The organism is Mucilaginibacter sp. 21P, assembly GCF_019331605.1.
GTDB classification, from domain to species: Bacteria; Bacteroidota; Bacteroidia; order Sphingobacteriales; family Sphingobacteriaceae; genus Mucilaginibacter; species Mucilaginibacter achroorhodeus.
This window is the reverse complement of the sequence record NZ_CP063061.1, coordinates 748,853-765,549: the sequence shown is the minus strand read 5'-3', so window position 1 is coordinate 765,549 and position 16,697 is coordinate 748,853. Positions and strand designations below refer to the sequence as shown.

The 16,697-nt window shown below is 44.5% G+C and carries 13 protein-coding genes; 5 read left to right on the top strand and 8 right to left on the bottom strand.

The features are described 5' to 3' along the window. Positions 1–6: 6 nt before the first annotated feature. The 3 genes from INP83_RS03335 to INP83_RS03325 form a co-directional block, all read right to left on the bottom strand. A complete protein-coding gene (locus INP83_RS03335) occupies positions 7–1,878 on the bottom strand; it encodes an ABC-F family ATP-binding cassette domain-containing protein (protein WP_219126297.1) in 1,872 nt (623 codons plus the stop codon). Further along, complete coding sequence (locus tag INP83_RS03330; protein WP_219126296.1) at positions 1,875–2,531, bottom strand: NAD(P)H-binding protein; 657 nt, start codon at positions 2,529–2,531, stop codon at positions 1,875–1,877. Before INP83_RS03330 ends, INP83_RS03335 begins: the two co-directional genes overlap by 4 nt. A 264-nt stretch (positions 2,532–2,795) precedes the next feature. Then, a complete protein-coding gene (locus INP83_RS03325; RefSeq protein WP_146273210.1) occupies positions 2,796–4,364 on the bottom strand; it encodes a glycoside hydrolase family 10 protein in 1,569 nt (522 codons plus the stop codon). A gap of 258 nt (positions 4,365–4,622) precedes the next feature. Between INP83_RS03325 and INP83_RS03320 the strand changes: the two genes are divergently transcribed. Continuing rightward, positions 4,623–5,549 carry a hypothetical protein gene (locus INP83_RS03320; RefSeq protein ID WP_146273209.1) on the top strand — a complete coding sequence of 309 codons (927 nt, stop codon included), beginning with the start codon at positions 4,623–4,625 and terminating at the stop codon, positions 5,547–5,549. A 52-nt stretch (positions 5,550–5,601) separates the two neighbouring features. Here INP83_RS03320 and INP83_RS03315 read toward each other — a convergent pair whose 3' ends face one another. The 4 genes from INP83_RS03315 to INP83_RS03300 form a co-directional block, all read right to left on the bottom strand. After that, the gene (locus INP83_RS03315; protein ID WP_219126295.1) at positions 5,602–7,011 is read right to left on the bottom strand and encodes a hypothetical protein; all 1,410 of its coding nucleotides are present in this window, start codon (positions 7,009–7,011) and stop codon (positions 5,602–5,604) included. Then, positions 7,008–7,805 carry a hypothetical protein gene (locus INP83_RS03310; RefSeq protein WP_219126294.1) on the bottom strand — a complete coding sequence of 266 codons (798 nt, stop codon included), beginning with the start codon at positions 7,803–7,805 and terminating at the stop codon, positions 7,008–7,010. The genes INP83_RS03315 and INP83_RS03310 overlap by 4 nt, the downstream gene beginning before the upstream one ends. Positions 7,806–7,826: 21 nt before the next feature. Further along, entirely contained in the window at positions 7,827–8,324 is a 498-nt protein-coding gene (locus tag INP83_RS03305) for a heavy-metal-associated domain-containing protein (protein WP_219126293.1), read from the bottom strand. Between the two features lie 71 nt (positions 8,325–8,395). After that, positions 8,396–8,785: a hypothetical protein gene (locus INP83_RS03300; RefSeq protein ID WP_219126292.1), complete on the bottom strand. Its 390-nt coding sequence runs from the start codon at positions 8,783–8,785 to the stop codon at positions 8,396–8,398. A gap of 118 nt (positions 8,786–8,903) precedes the next feature. Here INP83_RS03300 and INP83_RS03295 point away from each other — a divergent pair, with 118 nt between their 5' ends. The 3 genes from INP83_RS03295 (at position 8,904) to INP83_RS03285 (ending at position 13,312) form a co-directional block, all read left to right on the top strand. Next, a complete protein-coding gene (locus tag INP83_RS03295; RefSeq protein ID WP_219126291.1) occupies positions 8,904–9,821 on the top strand; it encodes a DUF6607 family protein in 918 nt (305 codons plus the stop codon). Positions 9,822–9,910: 89 nt separating this feature from the next. Continuing rightward, positions 9,911–10,378 (top strand): DUF2059 domain-containing protein, encoded by a 468-nt coding sequence (locus tag INP83_RS03290; RefSeq protein WP_146273204.1) that lies wholly within the window; start codon positions 9,911–9,913, stop codon positions 10,376–10,378. Between the two features lie 66 nt (positions 10,379–10,444). Further along, entirely contained in the window at positions 10,445–13,312 is a 2,868-nt protein-coding gene (locus INP83_RS03285) for a pitrilysin family protein (RefSeq protein WP_219126290.1), read from the top strand. A gap of 43 nt (positions 13,313–13,355) precedes the next feature. Here the strand turns inward: INP83_RS03285 and INP83_RS03280 are convergent, their stop codons facing one another. Next, a complete protein-coding gene (locus tag INP83_RS03280; RefSeq protein ID WP_219126289.1) occupies positions 13,356–14,030 on the bottom strand; it encodes a hypothetical protein in 675 nt (224 codons plus the stop codon). 69 nt (positions 14,031–14,099) lie between these two features. Between INP83_RS03280 and INP83_RS03275 the strand changes: the two genes are divergently transcribed. Further along, positions 14,100–16,697 (top strand): ligase-associated DNA damage response DEXH box helicase, encoded by a 2,598-nt coding sequence (locus tag INP83_RS03275; RefSeq protein ID WP_219126288.1) that lies wholly within the window; start codon positions 14,100–14,102, stop codon positions 16,695–16,697.

Below are 16,697 nucleotides of genomic sequence, written 5' to 3'. Positions count from 1 at the left end.
ACTTTTTCATGCTTCTTTAAGCTCAGATAGTTCTAACCAGCGCATCGTTTTTTCTTCTAATTGATCGTTAAGTTTGCGCAAAAGGGCAGTAGTATCACTCAAAGTTTGTTGATCTATGTCCGTTTTATTTAACGAATCATTGCCTGCTTGTATTTTATCTTCAATGGAAGCAATTTCTTTTTCTAAACTTTCCAGTTCTTTCTCTTCTTTAAATGAAAGCTTGCTCTTCTTTGGTTGTGATATTTCAACCGGGGCATTAACAGGCGCAGGTTTCTTTGCTTGCTGTTTGCTTTCTTCTAATTCAGTACGATACGAAGAATAGTTGCCGTTAAATATTCTTACATGGCCACCGGGTTCCATAATAAACAACTGCTCTGCCATTTTATCAAGAAGGTAACGGTCGTGAGATACCAGCATTAAAATACCCGGATAAGTGATCAGGAACTCTTCTAACACATTTAAAGTATCTATGTCAAGATCGTTTGTTGGCTCATCCAGTATCAGGAAGTTTGGGTTCTTCATCAATATCTTCATTAAATGAAGACGTTTCTTTTCGCCACCGCTTAGCTTGGCTACCATGCCATATTGCTTAGCAGGAGGGAAGAGGAACAATGTAAGCAACGCAGAAGCCGAAATGGTTTTACCATCGGCCATAGTGATAAACTCAGCTACATTCTTAACAATGTCAATTACACGGTCATCGTCTTTAAAAGTTAAACCCGCCTGATTAAAATAGCCTAATACGGTAGTTTCCCCGGTGTCTATTTTTCCTCCATCCGGCAGTAAGTTGCCCGTGATCAAATTAAGCAGTGTTGATTTGCCGCTGCCGTTTTTACCAGCAAGGCCTATCCTGTCACCCTTTTTAAAAGTGTAAGTAAAGTCGTTTACGAAAGTATTGCCGCTAAACCCTTTGGTGACGTTGTGCAGCTCCATTATTTTGTTTCCCTGGCGCGCGGTCTTTACACTTAGTTCAACATTTTGCTTAGGGCCACCGTTTTTGGTTTTCGCTTCTAGGTCGTAAAAGGCATCAATCCTCGACTTTGATTTAGTGCCCCTTGCTTTTGGCTGGCGTCGCATCCATTCTAACTCTTTACGCAACAAGTTGCTGTTCTTTTGAAAAGAAGCTTCATCTGAAGCTTCTCGCTCAGCTTTCTTTTCAAGGTAATAAGCGTAGTTACCTGCGTATGGGATTATCTTGCCTTTATCTATCTCTAATATCTCGTTACAAACGTTATCCAGGAAATACCTGTCGTGAGTAACCATCAGGATGGTTTTATTACCTTCTGTAAGTAATTTCTCCAGCCACTCAATGGTGTCAATATCAAGGTGGTTGGTTGGCTCATCTAAAACATATAATTCCGGATCTTCAATTAAAAGTTTAGCCAGGGCTAAACGTTTTTTTTGCCCGCCAGACAGTGTGTTGATCTGTTGGTTAAGATGATGGATATCCAACCTTCCCAGGATGGTTTTGATCTTGTATTCATACTCCCAAGCATCTATTTCGCTTAGCTCTTCCATTACCTTATTAAGGGCGTCCATATTATCAGGGTCATTCTCTAACAACTCCTCATACTTACGGATAGCTTGCTGTTGTTTATTATCAGCGTGGAAAATGTAGTCGCTTATAGTAAGTGCGCCTTTAAAGTCGGGGTCTTGCTCCAGGTAACCAACATTAAGTTCCTTAGCCTGTGCTACTTTGCCCTCTGTAGGCTTAAGCGTTCCTGAAAGTATTTTCAATAGCGTGCTTTTGCCCGCGCCATTAACGCCGACTAAAGCAACACGCCTGCCGCGGTTTATGCCAATGGTTACATTTTTAAATAACCAGTTGTCATGAAAAGAATGGCCTAAGTTTTCGGCCGATATAAACGATGCACTCACTTTATCAGTTTGATTTTATCTGTGGTATGTATAAATGTGCCTTCGGCATCATCCAATGATTTTTTAAACATGGCCCAGGCAAGTTGCGGGGCTTTTATGCTTTGATATTTCTTAAAGCCACCAACCAGCAACGGATCAATAACTTTAAACAGGCCGTTAATGATAGTCTCTGTAATGCGGCGATCTTTCCGCTCACCCACCAGCATTGATGGCCGGTAGATATGAAGAACAGGTAAGCCTACCTTCTCAACATCGCGCTCAACTTCTCCCTTCAACTTAAGATAACTGTTAGACGAATTTTCGTTTGCGCCAACTGCACTTATCAAATGGAAATGTTTAACGCCGTTTTGCCTGGCTAATTGTGCAAGCTTTACCGGATAATCATGATCTATCTTTCGGTATTCATTTTTATCCGGAGTTTGTGCTTTAGTAGTGCCCAGGCAACTAAATACAACATGGCCGGTAATAGCTGCAGCGTGTTTATCCAGTTCATCAAAATTAATTACCAACTGCACCAATTTTGGATGGCTTACTGGTAACTCTTTCCTAACTAAGACCAATACCTCGCTGTACTGTGCTTTTTGTAACAGTATTTCTAACAGTTTACTACCTATTAAGCCGCTTGCACCGGCAATTATTGCTTTATATGCCATAATACCTGTATTAACCCGCAAAATTACACATAATATAATTTAACATTTTAAATGCGTGTTTAAACATTTATTATAAGATACCCTTATGACAATTGCATCAAGGTTACCTGCAAAAACATTTCGAGGAAAGTATTATTGACGAGCGGTATTGAATGATCAAGTGTAAATTCACTAAAGTATTAATCCATCCTCTGTAAATTTTTTCAGGACGGGTCAAGCGTTCACGGCGTTCACAAGTGTTCATGCCGTGAACGTGAACACTTGCTAAGGTGCCACTATCGTCATGGTTGGCGACCTTTCGCTTTCATTTTTAAGCCTGTCTATGGCCGTTACAACGTAGAAGTAGGTCTGTCCGCGCTGTATATTGGTATCAAAGTAATACGGTGTAGCGTCGTACTGTATGTGTATGATATTCTTTGGGTCGGCCAGGTCAAACTTCTCATTCGCCTGGAAACGATATACTACAAAGCCATACGCAGGCTCACCATCCTCTGCCGGCGGCGGTGCGGTCCATTTCAGCATAATGCCTTTATTTTCTGCCCGGGCGGTAAAGTTTTGTACCGGGTAAGGCGGTACCGAATCTAACCAAAGCATGGGCGGTGGCATGGCAGGGTAACGGTAAAAATCACGTTTAAGCGTATCCGCTATATGATTAGCATTTGCGATAAGCGATTGCGACCTGAAGTAGATACTCCCCTGCACCCTCGGGTTAGCGCGGATAAGTCTTAACTGGTTAGGTATCTCAGAGGGGTTCTTAAACGCCGGGCTCCGCGCCTCGTAGAAGCGGTAAGGGGCCTGCCCCACATACAGGTGACGGTTATAGGTATTGTTGCTCCACCAGTCTAACAGTACATCGAAGGCTGCGGCACGGTTTCCTATCTGCCAGTATATCTGTGGACTAATATAGTCTATCCAGCCCTCTTGCATCCATTTGCGGGTATCGGCAAAGTTCTCTATGTATGATGATCCTCCATTAGTTGCAGAGCCATCCGGATGCTGGCTTTTATTGGCCCATATCCCAAACGGACTGATACCGAATTTCATATGAGGCTTGTATTTATGTATGCTATCGGCCAGCATGTGTATCAGTTGGTCAACGTTGTTGCGGCGCCAGTCTTTAATGTTATCAAAATCGCCACCATACTTCGCAAAAGCATCGGCATCATTGATCACTTGACCGCGTACCGGATACGGATAGAAATAGTCATCCATGTGGATGCCATCTACATCATAGTTCTTTACTACATCAAGTATTACCTGCACAATGTATTCACGCACCTCAGGCAATCCCGGGTTAAATAATTTTATACCATCGTAAATAAAGAACCAATCCGGCTTGGTGCGCGTAATATGGTCCTGTGCCAATGTTGAGAATTTGCCATCGAACGTAGCCCTGTATGGATTAAACCAGGCATGCAGTTCCATTCCGCGTTTGTGTGCTTCGGTAACGGCAAACTCAAGCGGGTCATAACCCGGATTTTGGCCTTGCCTGGTGGTCAGGTATTTTGACCACGGCTCGCGGCTTTTGGCATATAAGGCATCGGCCGCCGGCCTTACCTGGAACATAATGGCATTTATGCCGATCTTTTGGTGCACATTCATCTCCTCCGCAAGCTCTCTTTTTTGCGCTTCTGCGGTGGCGCGGGCATTGGTTGGCCAGTCCAGGTTCACAACGGTGGCTATCCAAACAGCCCGCATCTCGTATTTTGGTTGCTTAACCGTATCAAGTAAAATATCAGTTGTGGTATCGCCTTTTAACGGGCCTTGCGCATTGGCTGTTAGGTGTAAAATTATTGCGGAAAGACAGCAGAAGAAATATTTATTTAAACGCATTAAGCCGTTATTTTAATTGGAGCCCAAAGATATAAACTCAGCGGTAAGCTGTTTTAGTATTAGTTATAATAAATGCGGTCATTTTGTGTTTTAATCATATTGTACTTACTTTAGCCGTTATACATCTGTTATAAGCAAACAAGAGCAGCAAATTTTAAGTTGTTTGATTTTGCTATATTTATTAGAATATCATTTGAAGAAAAATAGCTTTAACGGTAAAAAAAGCCTTTAATGCGATATAACCTTTAACTAATTACTATGGAATATCAATCTACCGATAACCAACCTGAACAAGCGCCAAAAAAGAACTCGAACGTAATTTATTTTCTTATAGCTGTTGTAGTTGCATTGTTGGGAACTGATGTTTACCTGTACATGCAGAAGAATAAGTCTGATATCAAGATCGTATATCAGAATGATGAGAAAACTCGCCTGCAGACGGAACTTGATAGCCTTGAAGCACAGATAGAGCAAGTAAACGCAAGCCGTGCTAAAATGACGACTACCATGCAGGCTAAAAATGATTCCCTGCGTTTAAAGATCCGCGTGCTGCGCAGCGAGCTTGCCAAAGGAAAGCTGACCACAGCCGAACTGAACAAAGCCCAGGAAGACATTAAGCAGCTTCGATACTTTGTTACTAAGTATACTGCTGATATAGAGGAGCTTAAAAAACAAAATACTACGCTTGCTACAGAGCGGGATACGCTTAAGAATAACCTGGCTACCGTAAGTAAGAAGGCTACCGACCTGGAGCAAAAAAACCAGGAGCTTGATACTAAAGTTAAGGTGGCATCAGCCATTAAAGTGTCTAACGCCGAGGTGGTGGCCTACAAGGTTAAAAACAGCGGTAAAGAAAGCGATGTTACAAAAGCCAAGCAGGCAACTAAAATTAAGATCAACTTTAATGTTGCAACCAACGAGGTTGCTGAGAAAGGCCTGCATGATATTTTTGTAAGGATAATTGACCCAACCGGTAACCTGATAACCCAAACAGATTCTGGGACATTTGCTGCAGATGGGCAGGACCTGCAATACACCTACAAAACCGCTATAGATTTCCGCGATGATGGTAGCTTATACACAATTGATTGGGTTAACCCGCTGCCGTTTCAAAAAGGTACATACACCGTGTTATTGTATGCAGATGGTTATACAATGGGTAAAACCAGCATAACGCTTAAATAATATTACCGTATATATAGATGAAAGAGGCTGCCCGTAAAGGCAGCCTCTTTTGTTACATGTCCATATTCATTTCCTGATGAGAGCGCTTGGTGCCTCCCATTTTCATTAATGCAGGGTTTATGCGCAGGTACACCTGAAAAGCAACCGGGCTGCTGCCGTATAATGGCTTTAAAGCCGCAGGCGAAAAGTTAAGGGTGCTCTGCAAACCCATGGTAAGGTTGGTTTGCTTAACCGTTGCCAATATGCGGTTAACGCCAAGGGTTACGGCGTTAATGTTAAAGTTAGGATGGTTAGCAAACATATCTTCCAGGTCAAGTTCACCGGCATCTTTTTGCACATATTCGTAACGGCCATATATGGCGGTCTTGTGCAATTGCAGGCTATTCTCTAACAACACAGCCGGCTGTGTACGGCCATGCTGACGGTTTTGCCCATAAACCAAAGTTGTTGCCACGTAGCTGTCATCGCCCAGCATTTTGGTGTGGATGGCCGATGCGGTAAAGCGGTTAACATTGTCGTTCGGCTCGGCAACCTCAGGGCTTTTAAGCCATCCGTTTGAAACCTGCAATGCCCATTCTTTTGATGGGTTCACTGACAGTCTAACGGAGTAAGAATCAAACCGGGGCTTATCAAAATCATATCGGTATTCATCAGGTTCGCGACCAGTAAATACAGAACCTTCCAATTTTACATTTTTGTACCTGAAGCCTAATGTGGCCGTCCCAAAGGTAATGTGGGTTGCATCAGCATAATGATGGCTCAACGGCGCATCGGGGTTATTCATGGCCGATAGCCTGTGCATAAACACCGGTGGACCAAGGGCCGGCTCTCCCGGCATACCTACTGATAGGTAAACATCTGTATTTTTAGCCACGCGCTGGGTATATGCCACGCTTAGCTCAGCAAAAAGGTCGTGCGGATGCTGTTTATCAACCAGTTTGGCACCTTTGTAAGATTCGCCTGTTTGGTAAAGCAAGGGATAGCCTCCGGGCCCAACGGTAAAGGGATCGAACGAGAACATGGTGTTTACAGAAAACAAGCCGTTGTTACCAACTTTACGCTGGGCCATGTACATAAACCAATTGGGCGCATCAAACTGGCTGCCGCCCCGGCGGCCTTTGTTAAACACATCCTGGTCGTTATATCTCGCAAAAAAACTTCCGTGAAACATGTGCATCCAGTTTTTACTGTGCACCATATACATATACATCGGCGTTTCATCAGGCACCCATGATGTTCCGGAACCATCCCTGTTCATGGGCAGGTCGCGCGAGAACTGGCTGGTCATCATCATCATGTGTTTGGTGGTATCGTGTTGCATGTCGGCCATCATTTTAGCATGGTCATGCGGCATGGTTTGCTTATGTGCAGCACTATCTGTTTTCATGTGCTGCATGTGGTTAGTTTGCGCAAGCGCAGTGCTACCCACCATCAATAATATTATTATAGGTAAGTGTTTCATAGTTCAAAAAAGTTATACTCAAACCGTAGCAGGTACATATTGGCACTGTTACGGAGCATGTTGTTATACAATGGCGTGCGGTACGATAGATCTAACCTGCACACGCTGTTGAAGATGAATTGTATCGCTGGGGCTACATCAAGGTAGCTTTGCCCGTAACCCGGGTTGCTTTTACCCAGCAGCTCGGCATACAGGTTAACGTTTACCTGGTTGTAGTTCTCATACTTTTTGGGCAGGAGCAGGTAGCCCGCAGATAGTGTGTAGCCGATTGCCTCACGCGCACCGGTGATATTACCATAAGGATTTGCGCTATTTAAACCGTGTATGTAGCTGCCCGATGCTGATAGCGCAAATTTGTGCAGCAACTGCGTAAACACCAGGCCGCCCTGTACGCCGGAGTTATCTCCCTCAAGCGCCAGCTCCTGCATTTGGTATGGGTTACGGCTGGTTGCAACTTTACCAAACACCGACCCGCGAAAATGCCTGTGAACATCATCCACAGATAAAAACCGGTACTTGCCGTAAAAGCTGGCACCCTCAAAACGTTGCTGAGGCTGGTAAAAATCAGACACGTATGCTGCACCATGCAGCATCAGTTTGCCGCTGGCGCCAAACATAGCCTCAAGTGTTGTGCGGTTCTTAAAATTGGGGTTAAAAAATCCCTGGTTCTCAATACGTATGCCTAATGAGCGTGCTGCCATATTGCTGGCCGGCTCCGTATTTACATACAGTTCCTGGCCAAATGCAGCGCACACCCATGCCATAAGGCATAGCGCCACTAATAAAGATCTCATAATTTGAAAAATATATGAGCCTTATATAGCTACGTGATAAACAGGGTTACTTGCCGACGGTTGCTCCGGGTTTTTACCAAGATGTTTTTTGGTGATAGAATTTGGTGCAAAACCCTTGTCAACTACAGTTAACGATACCGGTCCGCTCAGTGGCTTATCAGCATTTAGTAATTTAAAGGTGTTGCCTGCATAAGTGAAGGTATTATCGGCAACTTTTATATCATCAAAGTTTAGTGTGGTTTTAAAATAGCTCACGCTAAAGCCCGAATCTTTTACCTTTTTGCTGATCTGCGAAAGATCTAAAGGCACACCATCTTTAAAGGTAATGGTATAAACATTACGGATAAGGTCAGGCTTTATTTCGCTCACGAAAGGTAGCGCCTTAAGCGACTTTTCCGTGGTTTTTGCGCAAAGGGAGCAGGTAAGGCCGCTTACTTGTAATTCTGCTTTGGTTGATTGTGCTTTGGCTACAGAAACAGTTGCCAGTAATGCTATAATGAATATTTTAAGGGATTTCATTTTAAAAAATTGTAATGTTAATGGATAATATTTGACAGGTAATAAGGTTGATTTAATCAAATAATCATCCATCAGATCCTTAAAGTACAATTTTTAATCAGCACGTCTGCCGTTGGCCTGGGTTTATCAGGGGGGCCACGGTCAAATAGTTTTTCTATGATAGCCTGCTGTATAGGCAAAAAGAAATCAGTAAAAGATAGGTTGGATGCATCTGCAGCCTGTAACTTTTGCACAGAGGCAGCCTGTTGCTGCTCGTGGCTATCCTTAACCTTTACATCTATCTTAGCATCTTTGCAGCATTTCATTTTGCTCTTAGCCATTGGCTTAAGGCAACTTTTTGCCGGGACATTTATCTTAAAATCGGCAACGCGGTCCCCGCAAAAATGAAGATTAATATTAAAGCCGGATGCCGTAACGGTGTACAGCAGCACTAACAATAATATTCCAGTCCTCTTCATCATTTTACAAAGTACTCAATTAAGTTCCTGATTTCAAACTATTAAGTTGAAAATTATTATTTCCCCTTGCATAAATAATCCGAATACATTTACTTTGTTTAGATTTAATCTAAATAAAAACATGAAACGAATTATATCTATCCTTATCCTTTGCGTCGTTGTTACGGGCGCATCGGCACAATCAAAATTAGACCAGGACCGTGCCGCAATCAAATCGCTTGCAGGTTACTATAAGGTTACATTTAACTATGCGGAGACCTTCGCAGCAGATACCGCTTACAAATTTCATCCCCGTTACCATTCATGGGGTTACGAGTGGGCAACCATTGTGGAAGACTCGCCGAAGAAAATTGCGATACAGCATTTACTTGTTGTTGGGGATAGCACCGTAATTAAGCACTGGCGCGAGGATTGGGTTTACGAACAGCCAACCATGCTGCAATACGATAAAGACAACACCTGGAAAAAGGTGACGCTTAAACCGGCGGAAGTAAAAGGCCGGTGGGTGCAAAAGGTTTACCAGGTAGATGATAGCCCGCGTTATGAAAGCATTGGCACCTGGGTGCATGTTGATGGCCGCCACGAGTGGCAAAGCAAAACTGATTCACCGCTGCCGCGCCGCGAGTTTACCAAACGCAATGATTACAATGTACTTGCACGTGGCAACCGCATATACTTAACACCGCAAGGCTGGATGTATGAGCAGGATAATAATAAAGTTGTGCGTTCTGCAAGTGGGGACAAGGTAATCGCTCAGGAAAAAGGATATGAGGAGTTCACTAAAGTAGATGAAGCCAAATTTGCCTATGCAAAAAAATGGTGGGCCGGTCAGCAAGGTTACTGGGCCGATGCACGCAAGGCCTGGGATGATATATTCGCTAAAAGTCCGTCTATAAAGCTGGCTGGTAAAAAGGATGGCAAGTTGCTTTATGAGCAATTGTTTGATCTGGCCGATAAGTCTGAAAAGGAAAAATGGAGTTCAGATAAAAACAAGGTGGAGACGATAAAGGTGATCAATACATACGTAAACGCATCATAGTCAATAATTCGTGATTATTTTAGTTAGGGCCTTGCTATCTGCAAGGCCTTTTTTGTTTAATTTAACACGATTTTTCAAATCCCTTAATTATGAAGTTGAAACTATTGATCATAGCCCTGCTTTTTTGCGCGGGCGCAAGGGCGCAAACCACACCTGATATTACACCTGCCCATTTGAAAGCGGCAGAAGACCTGCTTAAGGTAACCCAGGCCGATATGCTGTTTAAACAAAACATGGGCACGATGTTAAAGCAGGCAAGCACCAACATCCCCGAAGATAAACGCGCCAAATTTATTGAGGTTATGAATACTTTTGTTGCCAAATATGTGAGTTGGGAAACTTTGAGAGACCAAATGGCTGCTGCTTATGCAAAAGAATTTACCGCTGCCGAACTTAAAGGACTTATTGCCTTCTACAGCACTGACCTCGGCAAGAAACTTTTGGCAAAACAACCTGCATTGGTAAGCAAAGGGGCAGAGATAGGCCAGCAAATGGTGCAAAGCCATCAGGTTGAATTGCAGCAGATGATGGAAGCTGCATTTAAGGATAGTAAATAATACAATTTGTAACTAAGAATTTCGTTTAGCATTTTAGCTGAATTATACTCCCTTTTTAATTGAACTATGAATTTTAACCGAACCTTATCGGTTGCCGCGTTGGCACTGATAATTGCTGCAGGTACAGCAAACGCGCAGGTAAAAAAACGTGCGCCTCAACCATCACCACGTAACAAACCAGGAATATCCAGATCGCAGTTGGTTGCTGACGGAGCACTTCCTACCGATAAAAATGTTGTTATCGGTAAATTGCCCAATGGTTTAACTTACTACATCCGCCACAACGAGCAGCCGCAGAACCGTGCCGAGCTTTATCTGGTAAACAAAGTAGGTTCTATATTAGAAGATGATAAACAGCAAGGCCTGGCCCACTTCACCGAGCACATGGCTTTCAACGGCACACGCGATTTTCCTAAAAATGCGCTGGTTAATTACCTGCAAAAATCGGGTATCAGGTTTGGTGCCGATCTTAACGCTTATACATCTTTTGATGAAACCGTATATCAATTGCCCCTGCCAACAGATAGCGCTGCGGTGTTTGAGAACGGCTTTAAAATATTAGCCAACTGGGCAGGCTACGTTAGCTTTGACCCGGCTGAAATTGATAAGGAGCGCGGTGTTGTGCTTGAGGAAGAACGCCTGCGTGGTAAAAATGCCCAGGAGCGTTTAAGCCAGCAAACGTTACCGGCGCTTTTAAACAACTCGCGTTATGCAAACAGGCTGCCTATCGGCAAAGAGGATATTTTGAAATCATTTACTCCGGAAACGATCAAGAGCTTTTATCATGATTGGTACCGGCCGGATCTGCAGGCGGTGATTGCCGTTGGCGATTTCGATGTAAAACGAGTTGAAGCTTTGATCAAAGCAAATTTCTCGGGCCTGCAAAACCCGACAAATGAAAAGCCTCGGCCAGACTACGCTGTGCCACCAATGCCCGGCACAGTTGTTAAGATAGCAACAGACAAAGAGTTTCCTTATACAATGGCGCAGATCATTATCAAGCACCCGCAGCGGGTTTCTAAGACCGAAGCCGGATTGCTGCAGGATATGCGCGTTAACCTTTTTAACTACATGCTTGGCCAACGCATGAACGAATTGCAGCAGCGCCCCGATCCGCCATTTTTATACGCACGTGCAAGTTACGGCCCTATGTTAGGTAAAATGGATGCTTTTTCGGCAGTGGTTGTAGGTAAGCCTGATAATTTTGAAAATTCGGTAAAAGCCATGATGGCTGAGGTAGAGCGGGCCCGCAAATTTGGCTTTACCTTAACTGAGTTTGAGCGTGCAAGGCAGGCAGCTTTGGTTGGTATGCAAAACTCTTTTTACGAGCGCAATAAAACCAATTCGGCTAATTACGTAAGAGAGTATCAGCAAAACTTTTTAAAGGGAGAGGCCATCCCGGGTATCGAATTTGAGTATAACTACTACATCTCAAACATGAACAAAATAAGCCTTGATGAAATGAACGCGATGGCCGGCAAGTACATCAGCGACCAGAACCGTACTGTTGTTGTACAAGGCCCGGAGAAAGACAAAGATAAATTGCCCGATGAGAAAACTATTCTTAGCTGGATAGCTACCGCAGGCAACGGCATTACTGCGTATGTAGATAATGTTACCAGCAAACCGTTGATGGAAAAAGCCCCTGCGCCTGGCAAAATTGTGTCTGAAACCCAAGACTCTACCATGGGTACAACCGCTTTAACATTTTCAAATGGTATTAAGGTGATCATGAAGCCTACGGAGTTTAAAAACGACCAGATACTGTTAAACGGCTTTGCGCCGGGCGGTACCTCGCTGGCCAGCGATAATGATTACACATCAGCCAGCCTTGCGGCATCTATTATTGGCAGTAGTGGTATCTCAGAGTTTAACCAGGGCCAACTGGATAAAATGCTGGCAGATAAAAATGTAAGCATTTCGCCATACATCACCGAGACCACGCAAGGTATCCGCGGGGTGTTCTCCCCACGCGACCTGGAGACGGCTATGCAGCTTACTTATCTGTATATCACCCAACCACGTAAAGACCAGGATATCTGGCAAGGAAATATCAATCAAACAAAAGCCTTGCTTGCCAACCGCAACCTCGATCCGGGAAGTGTTTATCAGGATACTTTATCAGCGGTTTTAAGCGGTAACAACTTCCGTGGCATGCCGTCTACCGTTGCCCGTTTAAGCGGCGCTTCGCTTGACAAAGCTTACAGTTTCTACAAAGACCGCTTTGCCGATGCAAGCAACTTCACCTTTGTACTGGTAGGCTCTTTCGACCCGATACTTATCAGGCCAATGTTAGAAGCGTACCTGGGTTCGTTGCCGTCAACCAATAAAAAAGAAACTTTCAGGAACCTTAAAATGTACCCGCTGCCGGGTGCTTACACCAAAACTGTAAATAAAGGTATTGACGATAAGGCTAATGTTCAGCTGATATTTAGCGGCCCGTACATGTATAATGAGATGAACAATATCCAGATGGATGCACTTGAAGAAGTGTTAAACATTAAACTAACCGAGCGCCTGCGTGAGCAGGAAAGCGGAAGTTACGCGCCGGGCATTAAGGCAAACTATGTAAAAAATCCGGAAAGCCGTTACACCGTAACCATTGCTTTTACTTGTGCCACTGCAAACGTTGATAAGCTGATAGCCGCCGCCCTGGAAGAGATAAACAAAATAAAGCAAACCGGGGCTACCCAGGCAGATATCGACAAGTTTAAAGCTGAAGAAGCACGCTCAACTCAAGTACAGCTGAAACAAAACGTAGCCTGGCTTGGCTTGCTGGCATCATCGGCACAAAACAATGAGAACCCCGACCAGATACTATCACACGTGAAAAACCTGGATACGGTGACACCTCAAACCACAAAGGATGCCGCAGTTAAATATCTTAACATGACCAACCTGGCAAGGGTAATATTACTGCCGGAGAAGAAATAATTTTACAAAACAAAGAAGCCCCGCAAAAGCGGGGCTTCTTTGTTTATTGGGCCTGTGTTACTCCCTGGAAAAATGCCATGTAGGCAGTTATGGGGCTTTTACCAGTCTCATGCACGGCAATACCGGTTATGGTGCCGCTGCGATCGGCATCAAAGGCAATTCCTGCTTTTGCATCATCAAAAATATTTCGGTCGCTGCCATTTAGCTTGTACGTACCTATCTTTTTTAGCTTATAAAGTTCTTCGGCGGTTTTAAGGAGCACGCCGGTGTAGATCTTGTTATTCACCTTAAAAGATGGAGAACTAACACGGATCACTTTTACCCGCGGATCGGGATCGTTACCCATATCGGTTACAAAATACATATGTGTGGCGTAACCTTTTTTATTATGATCTGCGTACCATATTGAAACGCTCTTGCCCATAGCAGCATCACCATCATCAGGCTTACCCAGGCGTTTATGTATATTTTCGGCAGTTTCATTAATAGCTGTTTGCCCAAGGCTGGTGCCTGGTACAATAAGTTGCGCCAGCGGAACGGCTTTTTCACCGGGCATGTCAACGGCAGAGGTATCGCTTTTTTTAGCTTTGGCAGTATCGGCTTCTTCTTGCGCTATAGCAGTTGATGTGCTGTCGCTGTCTGATGGCTGGCTTTTTTGCTTGCAGGCAAACAAACCGATGGCACACATTGAAACAATTAAATAATGGCGCATCTTCATAATATTGGTTTTATTATTTTGGTAGTTGGTATTTATAACTAATAACCAAGTATTTTGTTGTAGCAACTAATGACAACTAAAGGGCAACGGGTAATTGAGCAATGGTATAAGCAAAAAAACTGGCACCAGTTTCCCTTTCAAAAGGAGATGGAAGAGGTTTACCTTGCGGGTTACTCGGGTTTACTTAACGCACCAACAGGTAGTGGTAAAACCTTCGCGCTTTTTTTGCCTTTCCTGGCAGAGTTTATCAATAACCATCCAAAAGACTATCAAACCCGTAAGGATAACGGTTTGCTGATGCTTTGGATTACGCCGCTGCGTGCCTTAACAAACGACATCCGTAAGGCCATGCAGGAGGCTTGCGATGAAATAGGCCTGCCCTGGCGTATCATGACCAGGACCGGTGATACTTCTGCTGCTGATAAAGCTGCCCTTAAGCGTAAACTACCGGAAGTACTGCTTACTACGCCCGAGAGCTTACACCTGATGCTTGCCCAAAAAGAATACGCAAAAGTATTTAAAGGCCTGCAGGTAATGGTATGTGATGAGTGGCATGAATTGCTGGGTACCAAACGTGGCGTACAGGTAGAGCTGGGCTTAAGTAAGCTGAAAGCTTTGGGAGCGAAAGTTCAAGCGCAGGATACGAGCTCATTGGAAAACCATTCTCACTCTCCGCACTTAGAATCCCGCACCACAAAACTCAAGATCTGGGGTATCTCTGCCACCATAGGCAACCTGGAGCAGGCTGCTGAGGTGCTGCTGGGCAACGATTTTGACCCTGACCAGATAAGAATGGTGAGGGCAAATGTGGATAAGAAGATCGTGATAGAATCTGTTATCCCAGAGAATATCGAGAACTACTCATGGGCCGGGCATATTGGTGTGAAGCTTCTGCCACAGGTGATGGAAATAGTTGCCAAAAGCAAAACCACGCTCATCTTCACCAATACACGTTCGCAAAGCGAGATTTGGTATCACGCCATTATTGATAACTACCCGGAGTATGCCGGCATTATGGCCATGCACCACGGTTCATTGGATAACGAGTTGCGCAACTGGGTTGAGCAGGCCCTGCATGCCGAAGCGCTAAAACTGGTGGTTTGCACCTCAAGTCTGGACTTGGGAGTAGATTTTAGGCCGGTAGACACCGTAGTGCAGGTAGGCAGCCCCAAAGGAGTTGCCCGATTTATGCAGCGCGCGGGGCGAAGCGGTCACCATCCGGGCGCTATTTCTAAGGCTTATTATGTACCTACGCATTCACTTGAATTGCTCGAAGGTGCAGCGCTTAAAAGCGCCATCAAAAAAGGCGTGTTTGAGAGCCGCGATCCTATGTTGCTTACCTATGATGTGCTGATACAGTACATGGTTACTTTGGCAGTGTCTGATGGATTTTATGCTAACGAACTTTTTAATGAAGTGAAAAGCACCTTCGCCTTTGCAGATATGCGCCGCGAGGAATTCAACCAGCTGCTTGATTTCATTGTGAATGGGGGTAAAACGCTGGCATCTTATGATGAGTTTTTAAAGGTTGAGATAGAGAATGGCCTGTATAAGGTAAACAGCAGGCGGGTGGCGATGCGGCACCGCCTCAGCATTGGTACCATAACCAGCGAGTTAAGCATCCGGGTTAAATGGTTAAGCGGCGGTAGTTTAGGTACCCTTGAGGAAGGCTTTATCTCTAAACTAAAACCAGGGAATACCTTTTGGTTTGCAGGCCGCAGCCTTGAATTTGTAAAGGTGAAAGACATGACAGCCTATGTTAAAAAATCAAAAGCTACAAAAGGGTTGATCCCGAGCTGGGCCGGAGGGCGGATGCCTTTGTCGTCGCAGTTATCGGCGGTATTTAGGGACAAGCTGGACGAGGTTGCGCACGGACAGGAGAGTGATGTGGAAGTTAAAGCATTAAAACCTCTATTTGATCTGCAGGCGCAGTTATCGCATTTGCCGCAAAGCCATGAGTTTTTGATCGAGTCATTTAAGTCCCGCGAAGGGCATCATCTGGTGTTTTACCCGTTTGAAGGCAGATTAGTTCACGAGGGTATGGCATCGTTGCTTGCATACCGCATCTCCAAGATCAGGCCGGCAAGTTTTTCCATCGCCATGAATGATTATGGCTTCGAGTTACTGGCCGATGATGATATCCCTATCGAAGAGGCTTTGGAAGATGCTGCATTCTTTTCTATCGAAAACCTGATAGAGGATATTCAGCATAGTTTGAACGCCAATGAAATGGCAAGGAGGAAATTCAGGGATATAGCCCACATCGGGGGATTGGTGTTTACCGGCTACCCGGGTCAGCAGGTAAAGAATAAACATTTGCAGGCCTCAACTTCGCTTTTATTCGAAGTATTTAATGAATACGAGCCGGACAATTTGCTGGTGAGGCAGGCTTACAACGAAGCTTTAGCTTTCCAGTTAGAAGAATTTAGGCTGCGTGCCGCACTACAACGCATCGGCACCCAAAGTATCATTTTAAAAACGATTGAACGCCCAACACCTTTTGCTTTCCCGATAATGGTTGATAGCCTCGGCCGTGAAAAGCTGACCACAGAAACACTTGAAGAGCGTATTGCCAAAATGGCCCGCCAGTACCAGGTTGATGATGTGGCAGAGCCGGTTAAACCTCGGTCGCGCAGGGCTGGCGTAACGCGCAAGAAAGGTTTTTAA